The 23,999-nt window shown below is 42.6% G+C and carries 18 protein-coding genes; 13 read left to right on the top strand and 5 right to left on the bottom strand.

From position 1 onward, the window contains the following. The first annotated feature begins 1 nt into the window (after position 1). The 3 genes from G9Q97_RS20990 (at position 2) to G9Q97_RS20980 (ending at position 5,779) form a co-directional block, all read left to right on the top strand. Positions 2 to 1,318 (top strand): apiosidase-like domain-containing protein, encoded by a 1,317-nt coding sequence (locus G9Q97_RS20990; RefSeq protein WP_166150530.1) that lies wholly within the window; start codon positions 2 to 4, stop codon positions 1,316 to 1,318. 318 nt (positions 1,319 to 1,636) lie between these two features. Beyond that, a complete protein-coding gene (ileS, locus tag G9Q97_RS20985; RefSeq protein ID WP_166150528.1) occupies positions 1,637 to 5,011 on the top strand; it encodes an isoleucine--tRNA ligase in 3,375 nt (1,124 codons plus the stop codon). A gap of 132 nt (positions 5,012 to 5,143) precedes the next feature. Next, positions 5,144 to 5,779, top strand: coding sequence for a lipoprotein signal peptidase (locus tag G9Q97_RS20980; protein WP_166150526.1), 636 nt, complete (start codon positions 5,144 to 5,146; stop codon positions 5,777 to 5,779). Positions 5,780 to 5,925: 146 nt separating this feature from the next. Here G9Q97_RS20980 and G9Q97_RS25320 read toward each other — a convergent pair whose 3' ends face one another. The 4 genes from G9Q97_RS25320 to G9Q97_RS20960 form a co-directional block, all read right to left on the bottom strand. After that, positions 5,926 to 9,381 carry a PKD domain-containing protein gene (locus G9Q97_RS25320; RefSeq protein ID WP_166150524.1) on the bottom strand — a complete coding sequence of 1,152 codons (3,456 nt, stop codon included), beginning with the start codon at positions 9,379 to 9,381 and terminating at the stop codon, positions 5,926 to 5,928. Positions 9,382 to 9,497: 116 nt separating this feature from the next. Next, positions 9,498 to 10,592, bottom strand: a complete 1,095-nt coding sequence (locus G9Q97_RS20970; protein WP_166150522.1) for a DmpA family aminopeptidase — start codon at positions 10,590 to 10,592, stop codon at positions 9,498 to 9,500. Positions 10,593 to 10,596: 4 nt separating this feature from the next. Further along, on the bottom strand, positions 10,597 to 11,067 hold the full coding sequence (locus G9Q97_RS20965; RefSeq protein ID WP_166150600.1) for a pyrophosphohydrolase domain-containing protein: 471 nt from the start codon (positions 11,065 to 11,067) through the stop codon (positions 10,597 to 10,599). Positions 11,068 to 11,249: 182 nt separating this feature from the next. Then, positions 11,250 to 12,023, bottom strand: coding sequence for a hypothetical protein (locus G9Q97_RS20960; protein ID WP_166150520.1), 774 nt, complete (start codon positions 12,021 to 12,023; stop codon positions 11,250 to 11,252). A gap of 457 nt (positions 12,024 to 12,480) precedes the next feature. Between G9Q97_RS20960 and dapF the strand changes: the two genes are divergently transcribed. The 5 genes from dapF to G9Q97_RS20935 are packed head-to-tail and all read left to right on the top strand — an operon-like array spanning position 12,481 to position 19,225. Continuing rightward, on the top strand, positions 12,481 to 13,293 hold the full coding sequence (gene dapF, locus G9Q97_RS20955; protein WP_166150518.1) for a diaminopimelate epimerase: 813 nt from the start codon (positions 12,481 to 12,483) through the stop codon (positions 13,291 to 13,293). Positions 13,294 to 13,306: 13 nt separating this feature from the next. After that, on the top strand, positions 13,307 to 16,687 hold the full coding sequence (gene secA / locus G9Q97_RS20950; RefSeq protein WP_166150516.1) for a preprotein translocase subunit SecA: 3,381 nt from the start codon (positions 13,307 to 13,309) through the stop codon (positions 16,685 to 16,687). A gap of 10 nt (positions 16,688 to 16,697) precedes the next feature. Further along, positions 16,698 to 17,246, top strand: a complete 549-nt coding sequence (locus G9Q97_RS20945; RefSeq protein WP_166150514.1) for a hypothetical protein — start codon at positions 16,698 to 16,700, stop codon at positions 17,244 to 17,246. Beyond that, positions 17,230 to 18,423 carry a M20 metallopeptidase family protein gene (locus tag G9Q97_RS20940; RefSeq protein WP_394353002.1) on the top strand — a complete coding sequence of 398 codons (1,194 nt, stop codon included), beginning with the start codon at positions 17,230 to 17,232 and terminating at the stop codon, positions 18,421 to 18,423. Before G9Q97_RS20945 ends, G9Q97_RS20940 begins: the two co-directional genes overlap by 17 nt. A gap of 16 nt (positions 18,424 to 18,439) precedes the next feature. After that, on the top strand, positions 18,440 to 19,225 hold the full coding sequence (locus G9Q97_RS20935; protein ID WP_246255805.1) for a S1/P1 nuclease: 786 nt from the start codon (positions 18,440 to 18,442) through the stop codon (positions 19,223 to 19,225). A gap of 3 nt (positions 19,226 to 19,228) precedes the next feature. Here the strand turns inward: G9Q97_RS20935 and G9Q97_RS20930 are convergent, their stop codons facing one another. Further along, entirely contained in the window at positions 19,229 to 19,762 is a 534-nt protein-coding gene (locus G9Q97_RS20930) for a ComF family protein (protein WP_317168793.1), read from the bottom strand. Positions 19,763 to 20,061: 299 nt separating this feature from the next. On the opposite strand from G9Q97_RS20930, the gene G9Q97_RS20925 reads away from it, so the two are divergent. From G9Q97_RS20925 to mnmG, 5 genes are read left to right on the top strand one after another with little or no spacing between them, the layout of a single operon-like run. Continuing rightward, positions 20,062 to 20,430, top strand: a complete 369-nt coding sequence (locus G9Q97_RS20925; RefSeq protein WP_166150510.1) for a hypothetical protein — start codon at positions 20,062 to 20,064, stop codon at positions 20,428 to 20,430. Further along, positions 20,427 to 21,185, top strand: coding sequence for an exodeoxyribonuclease III (locus tag G9Q97_RS20920; RefSeq protein ID WP_166150508.1), 759 nt, complete (start codon positions 20,427 to 20,429; stop codon positions 21,183 to 21,185). The genes G9Q97_RS20925 and G9Q97_RS20920 overlap by 4 nt, the downstream gene beginning before the upstream one ends. A gap of 42 nt (positions 21,186 to 21,227) precedes the next feature. After that, entirely contained in the window at positions 21,228 to 21,629 is a 402-nt protein-coding gene (locus G9Q97_RS20915; protein WP_166150505.1) for an ATP-binding protein, read from the top strand. Between the two features lies 1 nt (position 21,630). Then, positions 21,631 to 22,077, top strand: coding sequence for an rRNA maturation RNase YbeY (gene ybeY / locus G9Q97_RS20910; protein ID WP_166150503.1), 447 nt, complete (start codon positions 21,631 to 21,633; stop codon positions 22,075 to 22,077). Positions 22,078 to 22,133: 56 nt separating this feature from the next. Next, positions 22,134 to 23,999, top strand: a complete 1,866-nt coding sequence (gene mnmG, locus G9Q97_RS20905; protein ID WP_166150497.1) for a tRNA uridine-5-carboxymethylaminomethyl(34) synthesis enzyme MnmG — start codon at positions 22,134 to 22,136, stop codon at positions 23,997 to 23,999.

Below are 23,999 nucleotides of genomic sequence, written 5' to 3'. Positions count from 1 at the left end.
AATGATGCAAAATCTGGCCGCACTCAAGATTAGTAACAATGGACGCTTTCTGGTTACCTCCGGTGGGCAACCATTTTTCTGGTTGGGAGACACAGCATGGGAAATGCTGCACCGGCTACAACTTGAAGAAACCAAACAGTACTTTGAAAACCGGAAAAAAAAGGGCTTTACCCTTATCCAAACAGTAATTTTAGCTGAACTTGACGGCCTGAACTCTCCAAATGCTGCCGGTCATACTCCTTTGAAAAACAATGACCCAAAACAGCCCAATGAAGCCTATTTTTCTCATGTGGATCAGGTTGTCTCTTTGGCCGATGAAATGGGCTTGTACCTGGGCCTGCTTCCCACCTGGGGAGACAAATTCAATAAAAAATGGGGTCCTGGACCGGAAATATTCACACCCGAAAACGCACTAAGCTATGGCCGGTATCTAGGCCAAAGATATGGGCATTGGAACCATATAGTATGGATATTGGGAGGCGACCGGATTCCTGAAAATGAACAGCAAAGAGAAATAATCGAACAAATGGCTGCCGGGATAGCTGAGAAGGATCAGCATAGCCTGATGAGCTACCACCCTAATGGCGGCTATATTGCCAGTGATATTTTCGCGGATGCCTCCTGGCTGGACATTGACCTTTTTCAAACAAGACACCAAAAGGGGTTTCGGGAGTACCGGTTTACCCGGAAAGCCAGAAAAAGAAATCCAATAAGACCTGTTATTGACGGAGAACCGGGTTATGAAAATATTCCCAACCTTCTCAATAAATGGAATTTTCAAAGGCTAAATGCAGCAGATATTCGTAAATCTGCTTACTGGAACATGCTTTCCGGAGCAGCGGGTCATACCTATGGCTGCAATGAGATCTGGCAAATGCATGACGGCTCGACAGACCCGAAATTTGGAGCTCAATTTTCATGGAAGGAAGCCATGGACCTTCCCGGATCCGCGCAAATGGGTATCATGAGGAGCATTATTGAAAGTTTGCCCTGGCAGGAAATGGTACCTGACCCCAATGTTCTGGCTGGATTTAATTGGAAATTCAACCCCTTAAGGTTAGCCATCACTACAGCCGATAAAGATTGGCTGCTGGTCTATAGCCCCGCTGGGAAAAGTATAAGACTTTCAGGGAAAGTGTTTCGTAAAAAGAAAAGGGCAGTCTATTGGATCGATCCGGAAAATGGTCAGGTAAAAGAAGTAAAAGGGAAGTACCGGCCTGATTTTACTGTTCCCGACAAAAACAGGGATTGGCTTTTGCTGGTTTTATCTGAAGCAAACGCCAAAAAATGGAATCAACCCAAATCGCCCAAAAACTGAGTTTAAAAACAAAGCATTACCAACTGCAGTCCCCAATATTTTTCGCCCCAATTGAAAAATTATTTGATAAAGCAAACCAGAGGTAATCAACCTTTATACCAGCAAAATCCAGTTATTGTAGTACTTTATTTCTCAGCCTTTTTCGTGTTTATCCGGTAACAGATCCTGCCGTTCACAGTTTTTCTGAGATTGACATACATTAACCCTAGTTTTCTATTAACTTTACGCCTTCTTTTGAGCCATTGACGATGGCCAAACCCACCTACCGGAGGGCAGGAAAGCAAAAAATAAGCTTAACAGAAAATATTTTCTATTACAGTGAAGAAATATCAGGAGTTTAAACAGGTAGATTATCCCGCAATCGGAGAAGACATATTGGCTTTTTGGAAAAGCAACAGGATCTTTGAAAAATCAGTGGACAATAGAAAAGGAGCCCCAAGCTATACCTTCTACGAAGGACCTCCTTCCGCTAACGGTACTCCTGGTATCCACCATGTGATGGCCCGTGCCATCAAAGATGTTTTTTGTCGTTACAAAACCCTGAAAGGCTTCCAGGTCAAAAGAAAAGGCGGATGGGACACCCATGGTCTGCCTGTGGAATTACAGGTAGAAAAGGAACTGGGTATCACCAAAGAAGATATCGGTACCAAGATCTCTGTGGCCGACTACAATCAGAAATGCCGGGAAACCGTCATGCGCTACAAACATGAATGGGATGAACTTACAGAGAAAATAGGCTATTGGGTAGACCTCGACAATCCTTATATTACTTTTGATGTCAACTATGTCGAAAGCCTATGGCACCTGTTGAAAAAGCTCTACGAAAAGGATTTGTTGTACAAGGGCTACACCATTCAACCCTATTCTCCGGCGGCAGGAACAGGACTCAGCTCCCACGAACTGAACCAACCAGGCTGCTACAGGGACGTGAAAGATACTTCAGTCACTGCACAATTTAAGGTGAAAGGAGAGCCTGACCTGTACATCCTTGCATGGACTACCACGCCATGGACCCTTCCATCCAATTCTGCTTTGGCCATAGGAGAAAAACTGGAGTATGTCAAAGTCAAAACCTACAATCCGTATACTTATTTACCGCAAACGGTGATATTAGCCAAAGCCAGGCTTTCAACCTATTTTCATCCGAAGGGTGCTGAGCTGCCACTGGAGGACTTCAAGCCTGGTGATAAAATTATTCCTTATCAGGTGCTTGAAACCCTGAAGGGTAAGGAGCTGTTGGGCATGCAATACGAGCAGTTGTTTCCCATTGAAGCCCTGAGCCTACCCCAACCTGCCTTTACTGTAATAGCCGGGGACTATGTAACCACTGAAGATGGAACGGGAATCGTTCACCTCGCCAAAGCCTTTGGCGCGGATGATTTCAGAACCCTGGAACAGCAGCAAATTCCGGGAATATTTTTAAAAGATGATCGCGGCCAGGAAATACCCGTTGTGGACAAAAAGGGGAAATTTCTGCCTGTGGTGGGAGAATACCTGAAAACCAAAATGGCAGAACATGGAATACAGGCCCACAAAGACTTTGGTGAAAATGATTTTTATGTCAAAAATTATACCCTGGATGATGAACATCATAAAGACTTTAAAAGTACGGATATCATCATTTCAATTATCCTGAAAAATGAAAATAAGGCCTTTAAGGTAGAAAAGTACGAACACAGTTATCCACACTGCTGGCGTACCGATATGCCCATTTTATACTATCCCCTGGAAAGCTGGTTTATCAAAACCACTGCCTACAAAGATCAACTGGTAGCCCATAATAAAACCATCAACTGGATGCCGGGTTCCACAGGTACGGGCAGGTTTGGCAACTGGCTGGAAAACCTGGTCGATTGGAACCTAAGCCGTTCCAGGTTTTGGGGCACTCCATTGCCTATTTGGAGAAATGAAGCCGGTACCCAAACCAAATGCATTGGTTCCGTGGCAGAACTGCAGGCAGAAATACAAGGGTCCATAGAAAAAGGATATATGGATGCATCTCCTTTCAAGGACGGGGAGGTGGATCTGCATCGTCCTTATGTGGACGAAATCATTTTGGCAGGCGATAATGGGGAAAAATTGTTTCGGGAGCCAGATTTGATAGATGTTTGGTTTGACTCGGGTGCCATGCCTTATGCCCAATGGCATTACCCTTTTGAAAACGAAGACCTTTTCAAAGCCAATTATCCGGCGGATTTCATAGCTGAAGGGGTAGACCAAACCCGGGGTTGGTTTTTCACCCTTCATACGCTGGCAGTCATGCTTTTTGACAGTGTGGCATTCAAAAACGTTATTGCCAATGGGCTGGTACTCGACAAAAACGGCAATAAAATGTCCAAAAGGCTGGGAAATGCTGTCGATCCGTTCCAGAGCCTGAAAACATTTGGTCCCGATGCCCTGCGCTGGTACATGCTCAGCAATGCCAATCCCTGGGACAACCTGAAATTCAACGAAGAGGGAGTGACCGAAGTACAGCGAAGGTTCTTTGGTACCCTGCAAAACACCTATAATTTCTTCGCCCTGTATGCCAATTTGGATGATTTTGTGTATCAAAGCAAGTCGAAGGTGCCGGAAAAAGAAAGACCGGAACTGGATCAATGGATCCTATCCAAATTGCAATCCCTTGTCATAGAAACTGAAACAGCCTATGAAGGCTATGACGTAACTCCGGCTACCAGGGCTATCATGAATTTTACCGTAGACCAATTGTCCAACTGGTACGTGCGCCTTGCCAGAAAACGGTTTTGGAGAGGAGATATGAATGCAGACAAAAAAGCAGCATATGAAACTTTGTTTGAATGTCTGATTGCTGTATCCAAACTAATGGCACCAGTAGCCCCATTTTATGCAGATTGGCTGTACCAAAACCTCACCGCCAGTCAGGAAGGAAAAACGGATTCGGTACATTTGACAGACTGGCAACAGGTAAATGAGCCTTTGATCAATAAAGGGCTGGAAAACAGCATGCAGCTGGCCCAGGATATCTCCTCTTTGGTACATTCTCTCAGGAAAAAGGAAAAACTAAAAGTACGGCAACCCCTGCAAAAAATCCTTATTCCAGTACTGAATCCGGAAACTCAGGATTTAATCCAGCATGTGGAAGAACTCATTAAGTCAGAAGTGAATGTAAAGTCCATCGATTATATAGATGATACTTCCGGAATTTTAGTGAAAAGCGTAAAGCCCAATTTTGCCCTATTGGGAAAAAGATTCGGGCCTAAAATGAAATTGGTCAATCAAGCCATACAGCAATGGGGCAAAGAAGAAATTGCCGCCATAGAAAAGGCTGGACATGCCAATATTGAAATCGGGGGTAAAGCAGAAACCCTGACTTTGGAGGAGGTTTTGATTCAATCGCAGGATATTCCCGGTTGGTCTGTGGCCAGTGATAATGGCATTACCGTGGCCCTGGATGTTACCCTAACAGTCCCACTCAAAGAAGAAGGAATAGCCAGGGATTTTGTCAACCGTATACAAAACCTAAGAAAAGTTCTTGGCCTGGAAGTGCAGGATAAAATCCGAATCAGGGTTATCCCAAATGAGGAAACAGTGGATAGTGCTTTAGCGCACTTTGCCGATTATATCAAAACAGAAACACAGGCATTGGAATTGACCCTGGATGATCAAATAAAAAATCCTACCATTTTAGACATGGATGAAATTGAACTGTCCGTTAAAGTTGAAAAAGTATAAGCTGATAAAATCCAGCCTGACGAGTACATCACTCAGAGGGATGCGCCCCCGATAGCTACCGGGGGGAACCATGCGAGATTCTCCCGAAGGTCGGGACAGGCAATGTGACCGCTAAAAAACAATTATAAACAGATGAAGTATTGGAAATATTTTGGAATCACCCTGATCGTGATCCTGATAGACCAGGCCGTTAAAATGATGGTGCACAACGGTATGGATTTTGGCACAGCCGGGCAAATTAAGGTGTTTGGAGATTGGTTCAAACTTCATTACACCACCAACCCGGGTATGGCTTTCGGAATGCAGTTGGGTTCGGAGTATGGAAAATTGATCCTTACCAGTTTCCGATTGATCGCCATGTTTGGAATTGGCTTTTATCTTTATAAGCTGATACAGAAAAAATCTCATCCCGGATACCTGGTCTCCATTGCCATGATTTTGGGAGGAGCAGTAGGCAATCTGATTGACAGCGTTTTTTATGGCGTCTGGTTGAACAATGCCCCATTTGATGCACCCAACCCCTGGTTTCATGGACAGGTGATCGACATGTTTTACATCGATATCTGGGAAGGTTTCATTCCTGAATGGGTTCCCCTGATGGGCGGCAGTTATACTGCTCTCTGGCCCATTTTCAATATCGCAGACGCTTCCATCTTTGTTGGCGTGGCCATTATCCTGATATTTCAGAAGCGATTTTTTGAAGATGAAAACAATAAGGAATCGGAAGACGAGGTTCAAAAACAATTTATCGATGAAAAACAGGCCTAATGCCTGTTTTTTTCAGCTGGGATTTATTGCTGCTGCAATCCATCCTGTTAACCCTTGCTAATGCACTGTCCAAAATCTGATGGCTTTGGTCATTTCTATGAACGTAAGGATTTCCAATTTGTGGAAAATCAGGATAAGTGAAAAATTTATCGAATCAGGATAAATGTTCCCGAAAGTTGCTCCTGACTTCCATCCGGGGCCGTATAGTGTAGTTTGTAGACATAGGATCCGGCCGGAGCTTCCCTGCCCTGAACAGCACCATCCCATCCGGGAGTATCTTTATCATTGGTATAATAGATCACCTCTCCCCATTTATTAAAAACCCAAAACTCCAGCCCATCAATTTTCGCAAAAACCGGAAAGTAATGTGCATTACTTCCATCTGCCGCAGCTGGGGTAAAAGCATCCGGCATCCGGATTTGAAACTCCTGAATGACAATTTCCCTTGTTTCCTCAGCCGTACAACCATTGGCATCAGTTACCTGCAAACTCACCTGGTAAATTCCCTTACGTCCATATACATGACTTGGATTAGCTTCATTACTCATGGACCCATCCCCAAAATCCCAGAAGTAGGTACTGATGTTACCTAAAGGTTGGGTTTCGAAACGGATCTCATCAGCAATAAAATAATCGGTACCGGATCCGGGGTCCGGACCAAAAATATCAAAACCCGCATCCAGGGCATAGGGCAATACCTGCACTTCCTGTTCAGATGCACAGCCATTTTCATCTGTCAGGGTAACCGTATAATTTCCAGGCTGCGCGCTTACCATTTGCCTTCCATCTGCTGAAACCTGTCCTCCGCTCCACACAATACTTGCTGCTGCAGCATCAGCAGGTAACTCCACAAAAAAAGTGGTGCTCAAACCTGATTCCCCACAAATTACCTCAGTAGCAGATGAAACTGAAAAAACCGGAGGACTTAGGGGCGCTATGGAAAACTCTTCTTCTCTGCTACATCCAAATGAATCAGAAATCACCACTGAATAGGTTCCCGGACCCAGGTCCTGGATGCTTGCTGTGGTGGCTCCATTGGACCAGAGATAGGTATAATTCGCAGAATCTCCATCAGGAATAATTGAAATGACAGCACTTTCAGGCTCCAGACAGTTTTGTATGGGACTTATGGATGTAGTATAAGATAAGGGCTGGGATCCCTGTATCTCAAATGAGATTTCCTGAGTACATTCATTGGTATCTGTTGCCCTTATTACATAACCACTTGCTTCAAGTGCTTCAAAACTGAAATTCCTGTTGATCTGAAAGTCAAAACGATCTATTGTTTCCTCCAATCCTCCTTCTTCGATAAGTATTAATTCCGCCTTAACCGGTACACTTCCACCTGAAACTTCAAAGTTTACAATTCCCCCATCCGCTGCCTCACAATCCAGGATTAGCACAGAGTTTTGATCATCCACTTGAATAGCAAGCGGTTGAGGTTGCTGGAGTGTAACAGAAGCTGTTGCTGTACAGGATTGACTGTCGGTGATGGTGACAGTATAAGTACCTGCTGGAAGATTTTCCAAACTGGGTGTAGTGGAATTACCGGGATCATCCCATTGGTAGGTATAGGGAGATATACCTCCTTCTACAAAGGCGAAAACAGATCCATCCGAAGCACCATGACAGGAAATATGGGATCCTTCATAGGCTGAAGTGACAGCAGGAAGAGCTTCCATGGACTGGTGGCTTATTGTAAAAGGGCGAAAACACTTTCCGTCCCCTTCCAAAATGGCCACAAATTCCCGGCTTTCATTTGTTTTTGGAAAAGGATTGGACAGGTTGTATTCCATTGCTGCCGGATCTGGCGGAAAAGAATCGTAAAACCTGACGCCATCAGGAAAATTACCTGCAATTTCTGAAACAGGTATACCATCACCCGGAATATTGCACAAATTAATTTCCAAAACCGTATCATCGGTGGAACAAGATTCTCCATTGGTCAACACTTCAAATAGCAGTGGTGCTGAATTGGGGTTTGAAGGGCATTCCTCATCACTTGGAAACCCCTGAATCAAAGGGCTTGAAAAAGGAATGCCGGTTTCTGCATTCTTACCGGTTACTTCACCTTCCAGCGAAAATTCCGCTTCACACTGAAAACCAGCCGGTCCAGCACAATTATCCGGAGAAACCAATGTGTATTCCAGGTAACCCAATAATTCATCCGGATCCGATGAAACGGGTATGTCTCCGATTTCCCAAACAAGTGCTCCACCTGCCCCTTTGGAGGCATCATAATAAGCATTTGCCGGAGTTCCACCAGCTAGCCAGGTGGTGGAAACAGCCGAAAATTCAGCAAGTAGGGGAATGGGTATTTCCACCTTCGCTTCCTCAATCGGCTCTTGGCCTTTGTTTCGGATTTCCAATCGAAACATTAAATCTTCATTTGCCCCAACCTGGTGAACATCGTTGGCCAAGCCGCTGGCACTAACCAATTCGTTTATTGCCTCCAGCCTGGTCTGCCGGGCATTAATAGAAAATGTAATGTTAAAAATTACATAGGTATCAATAACGGTAGTATACTTTATTCTGGTTTTGGTTTGTCCATTCGCAATGATATTGTTGTTTTCATTGGGTAACTCAAAGACTGACAAATCAATCCCTGTATTGTTAATCAGCTCGGGATTGCGTGGATTGCCTTCGGTAAATATACTGGAATTGAAAAAATTAAAAGTATCATTGCTTTCGTGTGCCAGGCGTACAAATTCTCCTGAACCTTCTCCTTTCTCAATTTCAATATAATCTCCGGTTCCTCCTCTTTCTCCTTCTGCTGCCATCATGCCCATTTTTACCTTAACGTCACCCATTTCGACAGCTGAAAATCCATCAAGATTCAAAAAATAATCGTCTTCCAAATAGGAGGCCACATAGGCGTAGCCATCAAAAACAACTACATCTCTTGCCTCCATAAGCGGGTTTTCATAAATAACCACCAATCCCCAGCCTCCAAAATAACCTATGGATCCCCCGGTTCCCTCTTGCAATGCAATATCTGCCAGCCAATATTCTCCCTGTCCCGCAGCTTTTACCAGATCGGTTACATCCGCATAGCCCACAAATAATCCATCTTGATCCAGGTATGATTCCGGGAACCAAATCTGGTCGTTTTGTGCCCGAATGGTAGTATAGGCTGATTGACCGGGAACTTTAAGTGAAACGGACTTTTTATCATAATTTTTTGTGGTACCGGATTTGGTTACTTCAAACTGCATGTCCTCTGCCGATCTGCCTGTCCAGTACAATCCCGCATAAACTACCTGCGTACAAGAAGGGTCTGCACCATTTTCATCAGGGAAAACCAAAGATGCTGAAGAAGAATTAAGTGTTTGCGGATCTTCATCAGCATCCACATAAATCATGGGGTAATTATTTTGAAAATTCAGGCTGTAATTCTCGAGGGTCAGGTTGGTATTGCCAATAATGGCAAAATCCCCGTTGATATTGTAAATATTGGTACTGGGTCCATTATCTGGAACCCGGGGCAAAAATGGCTTAACCAATTGTGCCTGAACCGGAATGGCTGCAAACATGAGCAACAACAAAGCTCCCAGGCAGATTTGCCTAAAATAATTTTGATGAAATTCCTGTACAGCAACCACTTTGCCTATTGATTCACATTGAAAGAATCAATTATACAAAGAATTATTGAATGCCAGGCCATCTACCTAATAAAATAAAACAACCTTTTCGATTTGAAAAATGCCGGGGAAACCGATTATTCCCTGAACAGGGCACTTACCTTTTCCTTTGGTAGCGCCTTGACAATCCTCCCATTTTTACCTTTCATGTCTTCAGCTGCAAAAAGGGAATTGATGATCGCTTCTTCTGTAGCCTCAATAGCTGCCAAAAACAGAGGGCTGACCTGGTCATTGGCCAGCGTTGCTGTAGAGCCGGAGGTTAAAAGATGTTCTTTGGTGGTGCTGAAAGCCAACACATAATCACCACTGCCATTGGAGGCAATACCGCCTGTCCTTGCCAAACCCATGATTGCTCTCCTGGCAATGCGCTCCAGATTCCGGTGATCCACTGGTGCATCCGTTGCGACCACTATCATACAAGAACCATCGGCCGACTCCAATTGATTTTTATAACTATACTGCCCAAGAATTTTGCCTACAGGCTGGCCACCGATTTGCAACACTCCTCCAAAATTGCTTTGTACCAGTACACCAACCGTAAATCCCCCAAGGCTTTCCGGAAGTTTTCGGGAAGAAGTGCCTATGCCTCCTTTGAATCCAAAACAAACTGTTCCAGTCCCTGCACCGACATTTCCTTCTATTACCGGGCCACCTTTTGCTATTTTTATGGCTTCCCTCACATCATCTGGCTTCACATGCCTGCCCCTAATGTCATTCAGATAGCCATCGTTTGTCTCACCCACCACAGCATTGAGGGAACCTACATTTTCATTTCCTTCCAGGAACAGCATGTGGTCCAATATGCCCTCCATTCCAGCTGCCACACTCAGGGTATTGGTAAGTATTATGGGGGATTCCAGGTTTCCCAATTCCTGGATCTGAGTGGTTCCTACCAACTTGCCAAAACCATTACCTACAAAAACAGCTGCGGGAACTTTTTGTTGAAAGAGGTTAAGCTGATGTGGTAAAACCGCAGTAACACCCGTTCTAATATTTTCGCCCTCCTTTAAAGTAACCTGACCTACGGCCACCCCAGGTACATCCGTAATGGCATTCCATTCTCCAGGTGTCAGTACACCCAGGGAAATACCATAATTTCTGGCACTGTTCTGGGCAAATACCTGGCTGTAGACCATGCCTGTTATTAGGCTCAAAATAAAGAGATATCGCATGTTTTCAAGGGGTTTGTAAAATAGCTGCCAGATCGGCGGGAGAGTAATAAATGGATTTTAACGTTTTGTTATCAGATGTCCTGTACACCAGATATAACTCATCAACTTCCTTAAAATAGCAATCAGTGCCTTTGTTTTTGTAAAAATTCACGGTTTCCTGTGCCTCTTTTTCATTTTTGCAGGCCTTGCTCATATTTGATCGCTGCACTTCTTCAAACAAAGCCCGAAATTTTTCTGCCAGTCCAAATTCCAGGATGGCCCCCGAAAGTACATATTGGATATCACATAAAGCATCTGCTACCTCTACCAAATCCTGTTTGTCAATTGCTTCTTTCAATTCCTGAAGCTCCTCAGAAATCAAATCAATTCGTAACTGACACCGGGTAGAAGGGGGGATGGCGGGTTCTGTTAAAACAGGGTGTTTAAAAGTATGGTGGAATCTGGCTACTGATGCCAGGCTTTGGGGATCTTTCATGTGTTTATAATTGTCTTTAAGTTGCCACATGGAATCTTTGACGATTAAAATAATCATTGCCCAGTGTGTTTAATGATGATTTTAATCGTGTCGATTTCATATTTTGTTAGTGTATTAGCTACCAAATAAAAAAAGAGCCTGCTTAAGAAGCAAGCTCTTTTAGCATTAATCAATCCTTTTGATTAAGAATTTTTCTCAAATTTTACGGATGATTCCAGGTTACTTTCTATTTGGCCATACAGATTGGAATTGCCATCGGCATCATCTGGCCCCACTTCTATCACTCCATCTGCATTTCCATCTACGGCGGCTTCAAAATCTACCCCTTGAAACAACTCTTCCAAGTCAAAGACCAGCATCAATTCTGTATTTTCATTGACTTCGTGCCCCTCTTCACTCTCTGCAATGGCGCGGATTTCGCTTTCCACATCCATCCATATCTGGCTGGTTTGTCCATTAATTTCTCCATCTATCCATAGAGATTTTCCATACATGGGGTCATCATTTCCCACGGCGGTATTTTTATACAATTCAAATTGTAATTCCGTGTAATTGCCTTTTGGTGTATTTCCTTCCCCAACTGCAGAAACCATGGCTTGTCCATCGCTGATCAACACCAGGGTTTGAGGTTGGCTGGAAGCAGTGCCAAGTTCAGTATTTACATTTGATTTCAGGCTAATACTTCCCAGATCAATACCCGCTACAATATCCGCTTCTGCAGCATACTTCATCTCCATTTCTTTTGTTCCTACCTGAAAGGTTGTCACCACCATCGCATTTAACATACTTCTGGCCCCTTGATCCGATTCAGATGGTTGTCTTGCTGTTGACGCTAAACGTACTTCTTCCTGATTTTCCGGAGGATTGGTTTCTTCTTCAGTTTGACAGGAAATCATCGTCAGAAAAATACCAAAACAAAGTCCGGAGGTAATCAATCTCTTCATCGTAATTTTCATAATAAATTGGTTTGGTTCGGATCTCTTACAGGCAATCAACATGCCAAAAAGTATGTGAACTGTGATATAATAAGTGTAAACAACTTGTTTTTAATAATTTAAAAAATTAATTTTTTTAAAAGCCTCCCTTTGATTTTGTGCTCCCTGAAGTTAATACCTGATTGCATCCGGAAGAATTCTACATACACATGTAAAAATCCTCCGGAATTTTTCGCCCTACAATAATAGATTATTGGAATTCCTTCGTAGGCCTCAGACAAGTGATCCGCTAACACCATGGCTTTCATTGCTAAATTCCACAGTTAATTGAATATTAACCCGAAATTTCGGACAAGATGATTATTTTTGTGTTTGGTACTGATATTGGTGGGGTTTTTGATGCTATATGCGCACCTAAACTGTTACCATTAAGTGAATTATTCATTTAATAATCAGGATGTAACATGTTTAAATATAAATGGATATAAGATTTTATAAATATCAGGGTACAGGGAATGATTTCATCATGGTAGATGGAAGGGAGTTTTCTCTGGGCGATGATCCTATCAGCCAGATTAAGCACCTATGCCATAGAAAATTTGGAATCGGAGCAGATGGTCTGATCCTGCTTCAGGAAAAAGCCGGATACGATTTTGAAATGTGCTATTATAATGCCGATGGTAGCCAAAGCATGTGTGGGAATGGTGCCCGCTGTGCCGTAGCTTTTGCTTCCTTCCTGGGCATCATTACTGATAAAACTCATTTTCTGGCCATAGACGGGCCACACCAGGCCAGCATTTCCGGTGAATGGGTAGCGTTGGAAATGGGAGATGTACAAAAAATTCAGCCCTTGGGTGAGGAGTTTTTTGTGGACACCGGATCTCCCCATCATATTGTTTTTGTAGAGGAACTGCAGCAGCATGATGTGTTGGGTAATGGCAAAAAGATCCGGCATGATGTCCAAAGATATCCCCAGGGCACCAATGTGAATTTTGTACAAGCATTGGCAAAAAATCACATTCAGGTAAGAACTTTCGAGCGCGGAGTGGAGGATGAAACTCTTTCTTGTGGCACCGGGGTAACCGCCTGTGCTTTGGTTTATGGTGCGCAACAGCAGCAAAATTCAATAAAAATCACCACCTTGGGAGGAAACCTTGAAGTACGGTTTACCGAAGATAATAAAGGTGGATTTAAAAATATTGTTTTGGCCGGACCTGCCAAACAGGTGTTTTCAGGGAATATTTCCTTGACTGCGAAAGTCAAAGATTTGGAAAATTTAGAAAAGCGATAAAGAATTTACATATATGATAGAAGCAATAGCAAAAGGGTTGGCAAAAGTTTTTGGTACCAAATCCGACCGGGATATCAAAAGCTTGAGCCCATCAGTAGCGCTGATCAATGCAGCCTATGATAAATTGTCATCTGTATCTGATGATGAATTGAGAAATGAAACCAGCAATATCAGAACCATTATAAATCAAGACCTCAAGGATTTTGATGACAAGATTGATCAACTGAAAAAAGAGATTGATTCACTTAATCCAGATCAGGTTCAGGCCAAGGATGCCCTGTTTAACCAAATAGATAAGGTAGAAAAAGAAAGGGATGAGGCGCTGGAAGTCAGCCTTGAAAAAGTATTGCCCCGTGCCTTTGCCGTCATCAAGGAAACTGCGCGCAGGCTTAAGGAAAATGCCCAACTTAAAGTTACCGTATCCGATACAGACCGAGAAATGGCGGCTTCCAAATCCTATGTGGAAATTGACGGAGAGCAAGCCATCTGGCACAACAAGTGGACTGCGGCAGGGGTGGAAGTCACCTGGGACATGCTGCATTACGATGTGCAACTTTTGGGTGGTGTTGCCCTTCACAGGGGAAACATTGCAGAGATGGCAACCGGTGAAGGTAAAACCCTGGTTTCTACACTTCCTGCCTACCTCAATGCCCTTTCCGGAAGAGGAGTACATATTGTTACGGTGAATGATTACCTGGCAAAAAGAGATTCCGAGTGGAATGCGCCTTTGTTTGAATTTCACGGATTAAAGGTAGATTGCATCGACAAATTCCCCCCTAACTCGGAAGGAAGAAGGAAAGCATACCAATGCGATATTGTATATGGTACCAATAACGAATTTGGTTTTGATTACCTGAGGGACAATATGGCCAGAGATGCCAAAGACCTGGTACAGGGTAAGCATCATTTTGCAATGATCGATGAGGTTGATTCGGTTTTGATCGATGATGCAAGAACTCCATTGATCATTTCAGGTCCTATTCCAAGAGGAGATCAGCATGAATTTTACGAAATGAAGCCCAGGGTATCCACCCTGGTGGATGAACAAAGAAAACTGGTACAAAATTACCTGACAGAAGCCAAAAAACTAATCAAAGAAGGAAAGGAAAAAGAGGGTGGCCTATCTTTGTTCAGGGCTTTCCGCGGACTGCCAAAATACAAGCCTTTGATCAAGTATCTTTCTGAACCTGGCATCCGGGTCATCCTTCAGAAGACAGAAAACTTTTACCTGCAGGACAATAAGCGGAACATGCCGGAAGCAGATGAGCCCTTATTGTTTACCATCGACGAAAAATCGAACAGCGTAGACCTGACAGACAATGGCATAGAAACCATAACCAAGAAGAATGAAAATGCCAGCTTCTTTATTCTTCCGGATATAGGAAGCGAGATTGCAGACCTGGAAAAAGACGAGGCAATTGATGACAAGGAGAAACTAATCAGAAAAGAAGAACTGATCAAGGATTACGGGGTGAAGGCCCAAAGAATACATACTGTCAACCAGCTGCTCAAAGCCTATTGTATGTTTGAAAAGGATACCGAATACATTCTGGTGGATGGCAAAGTAAAAATTGTGGATGAGCAGACGGGCCGTGTCATGGAAGGAAGAAGGTATTCTGACGGTTTGCATCAGGCCATAGAAGCCAAAGAAAATGTTAAGGTAGAGGATGCTACACAGACCTATGCCACCATCACATTGCAGAATTATTTCAGGATGTACCACAAGCTTTCCGGCATGACAGGTACAGCAGAAACTGAAGCTGGAGAATTCTGGGAAATTTACAAGCTGGATGTAATTGTGATTCCTACCAATAAACCCATACAGCGAAAAGACCGCGAAGACAAAGTTTATAAAACCGTCCGTGAAAAATTCAACGCTGTAGTGGATGAAATCAACGAACTAACAGACGCCAACAGGCCTGTATTGGTGGGTACCACATCCGTAGAAATATCTGAATTACTCAGCAGAATGCTCACCATCAGAAAAATAAAGCACCAGGTATTGAATGCCAAGCAGCATGCCAGGGAGGCTGATGTAGTAGCTGAGGCAGGAAAACCCAAAACAGTAACCATAGCCACCAACATGGCCGGTAGGGGTACAGACATTAAACTTACTCCCGAATCCAAACAAGCAGGAGGCTTGGCGATTATCGGAACGGAGAGGCATGAATCCCGAAGAGTGGACCGACAGCTGCGAGGTAGATCCGGCCGTCAGGGAGATCCGGGTTCCAGTCAGTTTTTTGTATCACTGGAAGACAACCTGATGCGCCTTTTTGGCTCAGAAAGAATCGCCAAACTCATGGACCGGATGGGATTGGAAGAAGGTGAAGTGATACAACATTCAATGATTACCAAATCCATTGAAAGGGCACAGCGCAAAGTGGAAGAAAATAACTTTGGGGTAAGGAAAAGGTTGTTGGAATACGATGATGTAATGAACAGCCAAAGAGAGGTAGTTTACCGAAGAAGGAAAAATGCCCTTATCGGAGAGCGCCTCGAACTGGACATCCTGAACATCATGTATGATGTTTCTGAGGATTTGATTGAAATGGCCAAATCTACCGAGGACCTTGAAAACCTGAGGATGAATATTTTTAGTTCTTTGGGCCTTGATTATCAATTTTCCCAGACGGATCTTAAAGAGAAAGATGTTGCAACGCTCACCAAAATCCTCTTCAATGCCGCCTATGAAAATTATATCAAGAAAAACCAAAACATTCTGGAACGGGCAATGCCTATTCTCAAAGATGTTTACAAAAACCGTGGAGCTACGGTAAAGGAGATCATGGTCCCCATTTCAGATGGCATCAAACAGATTGGTGTTGTCATTAATCTGGAGTCTACCATAAACAATGAAGGCAGAGATTTGGTCAGAGCGGTTGAAAAAACAGTAACCCTTGCCATCATCGACCAAAACTGGAAAGAGCACCTCAGAGACATGGATGATTTGAAACAGTCGGTGCAAAATGCAGTGTACGAACAAAAAGACCCCTTATTGATTTATAAATTTGAGGCCTTTGAAATGTTCAAACGCTTCCTTGGCAAACTTAATGATGATATCGTCTCTTTTATTTCCAAGTCAGACCTTCCCAAACAAGATCCGGAACAAGTAAAAGCGGCCCAGGCCCAGAAAAAAGCTGAACCCGGCGTGACGGCATCAAAAGAAGAAGTGGGTAGCAGCCTGGGAAATCCAGGAGGACAACGGGCTGCAATTGCCAATAGCCGTGCCACAGCTACCAGGGAACCTGTGAAGCCAAGAAAGTCCGAAAAGACATATGGACGAAATGATAAAGTTTCTGTCAAGTATGTAGACGGAAAAGTAAAAAAGGATGTCAAATATAAAAGCGTGGAGCAGGATATTTCCGATGCAAAATGTGTGGTAATTGATGATTAAACGTAACATCATGTTAAAAAAAAATAGTGCCTATTTATTAGCGTTGTTGCTTTTTAGTGGTTGTGGTATCATCAATATCCGCAAGACAGGTGAGCCGGCCGAAAGATTCAATAACTACAGCGAGGATCTTTCCATTTCCAGCCTTCAATTTGAAGATTTGCCTGTTCCTGATTTCACGGATTCTGAGGGTGCAATTTCTGGCCCTATAAACAAGGATCTTGACCGCAGGATCAGCCAAATCACAGAAGAAAACAACCGGGAAAAATTCGTCAACGGCTTCACCATTTTAATCTATAGTGGTGCCGATAGGGAAAGGGCTTTTGAAGTTCGCAATGAAGTTTATTCTGAATTCCCGGAAGTTCAGACTTATATGGAATACAATCAACCTCGCTACCTGGTAAAGGTAGGTCGCTTTATCAATAAGATTGAGGCTCTGGCTACTTACGAAAAATTGAATGATATCTTTCCAAGTTCCCGGATAACACCAGACCGTTTTTTGAAAAACCGGGAAAAGGAGGAAAAGACAGAAGAAAACTTAGATGATGCTGCTGCAAAATAAAATCCAAAAACTTGCTGATCAATACAAATCAGATACCATCGACATAAGAAGACACTTGCATGCACACCCGGAATTGTCTTTTGAAGAAAATGAAACCGTAGCCTTTGTAACAGAAAAGCTGCGTTCCTTTGGTATTTCCAAACTGACTGCTAAAGCAAATACCGGTTTGGTTGCCTTGATTGAAGGGAAAAATCCTGCAAAAAAAACTGTTGCCTTAAGGGCAGATATGGATGCCCTGCCAATTAATGAAGCAAATGAGGTACCCTACAAATCTACCAACCCTGGAGTAATGCATGCCTGTGGGCATGATGTACATACTTCTTCCCTTTTGGGCACAGCCAGGATTTTAAATGAGCTAAAGGCTGATTTTGAAGGTACCATAAAATTACTTTTTCAACCAGGTGAGGAAAAAGTCCCGGGGGGAGCAGCTATGATGATTGCTGACAAAGCATTGTTGGACCCCAAACCTACCGCTATACTTGGCCAACATGTAATGCCCCTGATCCCAGTGGGAAAAGTGGGATTCAGAAAGGGCATGTACATGGCCAGTGCCGATGAACTTTATATCAAAGTTAAAGGCAAAGGCGGTCATGGGGCCATGCCCGAAACGTTGGTTGATCCGGTCTTGATCAGCGCACATATTTTGGTAGCCCTGCAACAGGTGGTCAGCAGGAAAGCAGACCCCAAAACTCCCTCCGTACTGTCTTTTGGTAAGGTGATGGCAGATGGTGCTACCAACGTTATTCCCAACGAAGTCAATATTGAAGGTACCTTTAGAACCCTGAACGAAGACTGGAGGAAGGAAGCGCATCAACACATGATTAAAATAGCAAAAGGCATCGCTGAGGGCATGGGTGGAGAAGTGGATTTTGAAGTTCGGAAGGGCTACCCTTTCCTGAAAAATGAGCCGGAACTAACCGAACGGTCCATCCAAGCTGCAAAAGCTTATCTGGGAGAGGAAAATGTGGTAGATCTGGATATTTGGATGGCTGCAGAAGACTTTTCTTATTATACCCAGGAAATGGACGGCTGTTTCTACAGGCTGGGAACCAGAAATGAAAGTAAAGGAATCGTTTCAGGGGTACATACGCCTACTTTTGATATTGACGAAGATGCTTTGGGTTTGAGCACTGGATTAATGGCCTGGTTGGCCTTGGAAGAATTAAAACACACCTGATCCTTATTAATTTCACATGTTATTAGCAGCAAAGAAAATAGCCATTCTTACCCTAATGATTACATCCGGGTTGATTATGAATAGCTTTGGATGGGGGCAAACAGGCCATAGGGTAGTTGGGCAAATTGCTACCTGGCATCTCAGCAAAAAAGCAAGCCGAAATATTGAAGCCATCCTGGGTCCGGAATCCCTGGCCATGGTATCCACCTGGATGGATGAAATTAAATCCGATCCCAGTTACGATTACCTGAACAGTTGGCATTACCTGACAGTAAAGACCGGAAAAGGCTACAATCCGGATTTGCAGGAGAAAGAAGGAGATGCATACAGTAAAACCAAAATGATCATTGCAGCCTTAAAGGAGGGAACCCTCGCTGCTGATCAAAAAGTGGCATATCTCAAAATGTTGGTGCATTTGGTAGGCGACCTGCATCAGCCATTGCATGTGGGGACAGGAGAAGACCGGGGAGGAAACAATGTGAGGCTCACCTACTTTAATGAAAACACCAATCTGCATGCTGTATGGGACAGCAAAGTGATTGATGAAAAAAACCTGAGTTATACCGAATTGGCGCAGCATCTGAACAGAAGGTCCGATAAGGCACTTGTACGAAAATACCAAAATGACCCTTTGGAAAAATGGTTGGAGGAGGCTGTAGCACTTCGTCCGCTAATTTATGATTTGCCTGAAGATAGAAAACTTTTTTATGAATATGGTTACAAGACCTATCCCATAATGGAAGAGCAATTACTGGCCGGAGGCATAAGACTTGCTGGTATCCTTAACGAGATTTTTGGCTAATATTTAATTTCCGGCAGCTAACGCGATAAAATCGATTGATTTTGGATGATGCTCCTGTAAGGTATTTGCACACGCGGCCATGGTAGCCCCTGTGGTTAGTACATCGTCTACCAAAAGCAACATTTTGCCTTTTATTTCTGCTGGACTGCATGCTTCAAATACATCTTCCACATTTTCCCATCGTTCCATCCTGCTTTTATTTGTTTGCGTTGGCGTTGGAATTTTTCTGATCAAATGATTGCATGAGGAAATTTTCAAAGCTTTTGCCAAACCCAAAGCAAATTGTTCACTTTGATTATACCCTCTTATTTTTAGCTTTTTATGGTACAAGGGTACGGGCACCACTTCATCCCAAGACTGATCAAAGCCATTGTCCATTAAAAAAGAGCCATACATCTGTCCCAAAATTTTAGCCAAAGAAGGTTTGTTTTTATATTTTATTTGATGCAACAACTTTTGGCTCAGACCTTTTTTTGAAAACCGAAGATAAGACATCACCATGCCTACAGGAGCCAGTCCAAGGACTTTATTCTTCAAATCATTATCCAAAGGAATAAGGTGATAATTGGTAATTGGTAATTGAGAAATACAAACTTTGCACAGCTGATTTTCAAAAGGAAAAAGGCTTCGTTTACAAATACAACAGGTTTCAGGAAAAACCAGCGATAAAAAATCTTGCCAATAATTGAAACGCATACCTAATTTGGGTTGTTTTTAAGTATTGAGCCATTATACCTGTTATATTTGTACTTTACAGACACCATTGAATTTACAAAAAATTCGTTAAGGATAAAAAAACATGGTCAATGGGACTATCAATAAATAATCTTTCTTGAATGACATTATTAAAAAAAGATCTGGATCTTGAAAAAAGGTGGGGCAAACTTCTGGAGGGCTTAAGAGAAATTTTCGGTAAAAAACCTGCAGACTTAAATGCCGTACTGTTTATCATCGGGGTGCAGGAATTGGGCAAGGGACCCCGTCATTTTTCTAAAGAGGAAAAACAAGATTTGATGCATATTGCAACATGTAAAGTCCTTAGCTTATCAGGATTTTATATTTTGGATTTTATCGATCAGGATGGTTGGCCTCATTGGAAATTAGAGAAATCCTTGCCACACTTAAATGCCTCCGAGCAGGAAAAATTATTAAAAATTCATGTTTTGGAGTATTTTGAAGAAGAATTTGAAATAGACATCCAATGAAAATAATAACCTACAATGTCAATGGGATCAGAGCAGCCATAAAAAAAGGATTTGTGGATTGGTTGAAAATTGCTGATCCTGACATTATCGGGCTTCAGGAAATAAAATCTCTGGAAAACCAGATTGATACCACTATGTTCAAAGACCTGGGATACCATGTTTATTGGTATCCGGCAGTTAAGAAAGGTTATAGTGGCGTAGCGATTTTAAGTAAAAATCCGGCTGATAAGGTCAAATACGGAATGGGAATCGATGCTTACGATGATGAGGGAAGAATCATCCAGGCAGATTACAAAGATTTCACATTTATTAGCGCTTATTTTCCATCAGGCACCACAGGAGACATTAGACAAGATTTTAAATACCGGTTTTTAGATGATATTTACCATTATACTCAGGATTTATTAAAGGGTTATCCTGATTTGATCCTTAGTGGGGATTACAACATATGTCACAAAGCCATTGACATACACAACCCCATCTCAAATAAAAACACTTCCGGGTTCTTACCTGAGGAGAGGCAATGGATGGACAATCTCACCTCTTCTGGATTGGATGATAGTTTCCGTTTACTCAATAAGGAGCCCCATCAATACAGTTGGTGGAGCTATCGTGCCAATGCCAGAGCCAACAATAAAGGATGGCGAATAGATTACCACATGACAAGTCCATCTATTAGCAAGCAGGTAAAGGAAGTAAACATATTACAGCAGGTACATCATTCGGACCATTGCCCTGTAAGCCTAAGCCTCTAATTGAAAAAATTAATTTAATCATGATTAAAGCCTAAAAAATCAATGAAATCAATAAAAATTTCTATACCATCTATAATTGAAAATATAACAATTATTGAGAGTTTCATTGATAATGCCAAAGAGAAATTCCAGATCAGTGATGACATCTACGGCAATATCATGATTTCTGTTACCGAATGTGTGAGTAATGCCATTATCCATGGAAACAAGGAGGACAAGAAGAAATATGTACGTTTAGAGGTGAAATTTCTGGAAGACCAGCTGAAATTCATCATTGAGGATGAAGGAAGCGGTTATGACTACCAACATTTAAACGATCCAACTTCCCCGGAGAACCTGCAAAAGTCAGGGGGTAGGGGAGTCTTTATCATGAGGCATTTGTGCGATGAAATTAATTTTGAAAATGAGGGAAGCAAAATCACCCTCACTTTTTACATGAATTGACATGGCCATAAATTTCTTTGAAGAAGGAGTCCAATCAAAAATTAAACAAAAAAGAAAAACCAAGGATTGGATTAATAAAGCAGCAAAAGAAAAAGGATTCCATATTTCAACTCTGAATTACATCTTTTGCACGGATGATTACCTGTTACAAATCAATAGAAATTATTTGAACCATAATACATACACAGATATTATAACCTTTGATCAGGCAGAGCAGGAAGGAGAAATTGAGGGAGATATATACATCAGCATTGAACGTGTAAAAGAAAACGCAACAAGCCTGGGAGTAATCTATCATGAGGAACTTTTAAGGGTATTGATCCATGGTATGCTTCACCTATGTGGATTAAAAGACAAAAGCCAAAAGGAAAAAAAACGGATGAGGGAGGAAGAGGAAAAAGCACTGAACTTGTTTCAAACACTAAGTGTTCCACGTGGAACACCGTAAGAATAAAAATCAAATAACATTTATGTGTTCCACGTGGAACACCTGAAAAAATCAATATGTTTCCAATTTATGATGTAATCGTAGTAGGGGCAGGGCATGCTGGTTGCGAAGCCGCACAAGCTGCGGCAAAAATGGGTTCGAGGGTATTATTATGTACCATGAACATGAACACCATTGCACAGATGTCTTGCAATCCTGCAATGGGGGGTGTAGCAAAAGGACAAATCGTTAGGGAAATAGATGCATTAGGAGGTAAGTCAGGGGTTGTAGCAGACAAGTCGATGATACAATTCCGAATGCTCAACAGGTCTAAAGGGCCAGCCATGTGGTCTCCAAGAAGCCAAAACGACAGAATGAGATTTGCCGAAGAATGGAGGTTGATATTGGAAAACACCCCAAATGTAGACTTCTGGCAAGAGATGGTTACAGGTCTTATCGTTAAAAACAAGAAAATCAAAGGAGTTAGAACAGGCTTAGGACTCGAGATCCAGGCAAAGTCCGTGGTTCTGACCAATGGCACCTTCCTAAACGGTATCATCCATATAGGAGAAAAACAAATGGGTGGAGGAAGAACAGGGGAGAAGGCTGCAACAGGAATTACTGAAGATTTACGAAGCTTGGGTTTTGAATCAGGCAGGATGAAGACCGGAACCCCGCCAAGAGTAGATGGGAGAAGTCTGAATTATGCATTGATGGAAGAACAGGAAGGTGACGAAAATCCGGAAAAATTTTCCTATTCCCCGACTACCCAGGCACCTAATAAGCAACGAAGCTGCTGGATCACCTATACCAATAAAGACGTCCACGATACACTGACAGAGGGCTTCGACAGATCTCCCATGTTTAATGGAAGAATTCAAGGCCTGGGACCCCGCTATTGCCCATCCATAGAAGACAAGATCAATCGATTTGCCGAAAGAGACCGGCATCAAATTTTTGTAGAGCCAGAAGGCTGGGATACGGTAGAAATATATGTAAATGGCTTTTCCACTTCATTGCCTGAAGACGTACAATTTAAAGCTTTGAGGAAGATAACCGGCTTTGAAAATGCCAAAATGTTCCGGCCTGGATATGCCATAGAATATGACTATTTTCCTCCCACACAGTTAAAATTGAGTCTGGAAACGAAATTGATTGACAACCTCTTTTTTGCAGGACAAATCAACGGTACCACAGGGTATGAGGAAGCAGCATCTCAGGGCTTAATTGCAGGCATCAATGCACATAAAAAAATTCAGGATCAAGAACCATTTATCCTAAAACGCTCAGAAGCTTATATTGGCGTATTGATAGATGATCTGATCAATAAAGGTACAGAGGAACCCTATAGAATGTTTACTTCCAGGGCGGAGTTCCGACTGCTATTGCGGCAGGATAATGCTGATCTCCGATTGACCTCTTATGGTTATCAAATGAATTTGGCAGATGAAATTAACTACCAGTTAATGAAAGACAAAATGTCCAACACCGAAAAGCTCATAGCCAAACTGGAAAAAATCAGGGTTACCCCGGACGCTATAAATGCCGCTTTGATCCAAAACAAAACTGCAACTATCAAAGAAAATACTACCATTGAAAAACTACTGAAGCGACCGCAATTGGGAATAAACGATCTGATGAGAATGAATCAAGAGCTAAACGATGAGTTAGCTCCATTTGATAAAAATGTACTCGAACAAGCGGAAATTCAGATAAAATACCGATCCTATATAGACAAAGAGAGACAAATGGTAGAAAAAATAAGCAATCTGGACCACATGAAAATTCCCAGCCATATGGATTATTCAACCATAAAGGCACTTTCAGCAGAAGGAAGGCAAAAATTAAACAAGATAAAGCCAGAAACCATAGGCCAGGCATCCAGAATAAGTGGTGTTTCACCCGCCGACATGTCCATTTTAACCATATACCTAGGGAGATAA

Origin of the sequence: Cyclobacterium plantarum (assembly GCF_011290685.1) — a bacterium.
In the GTDB taxonomy this organism is placed as follows: domain Bacteria; phylum Bacteroidota; class Bacteroidia; order Cytophagales; family Cyclobacteriaceae; genus Cyclobacterium; species Cyclobacterium plantarum.
Note: the sequence above shows the minus strand (reverse complement) of the source record. Positions and strands in the feature narration are given on the sequence as shown.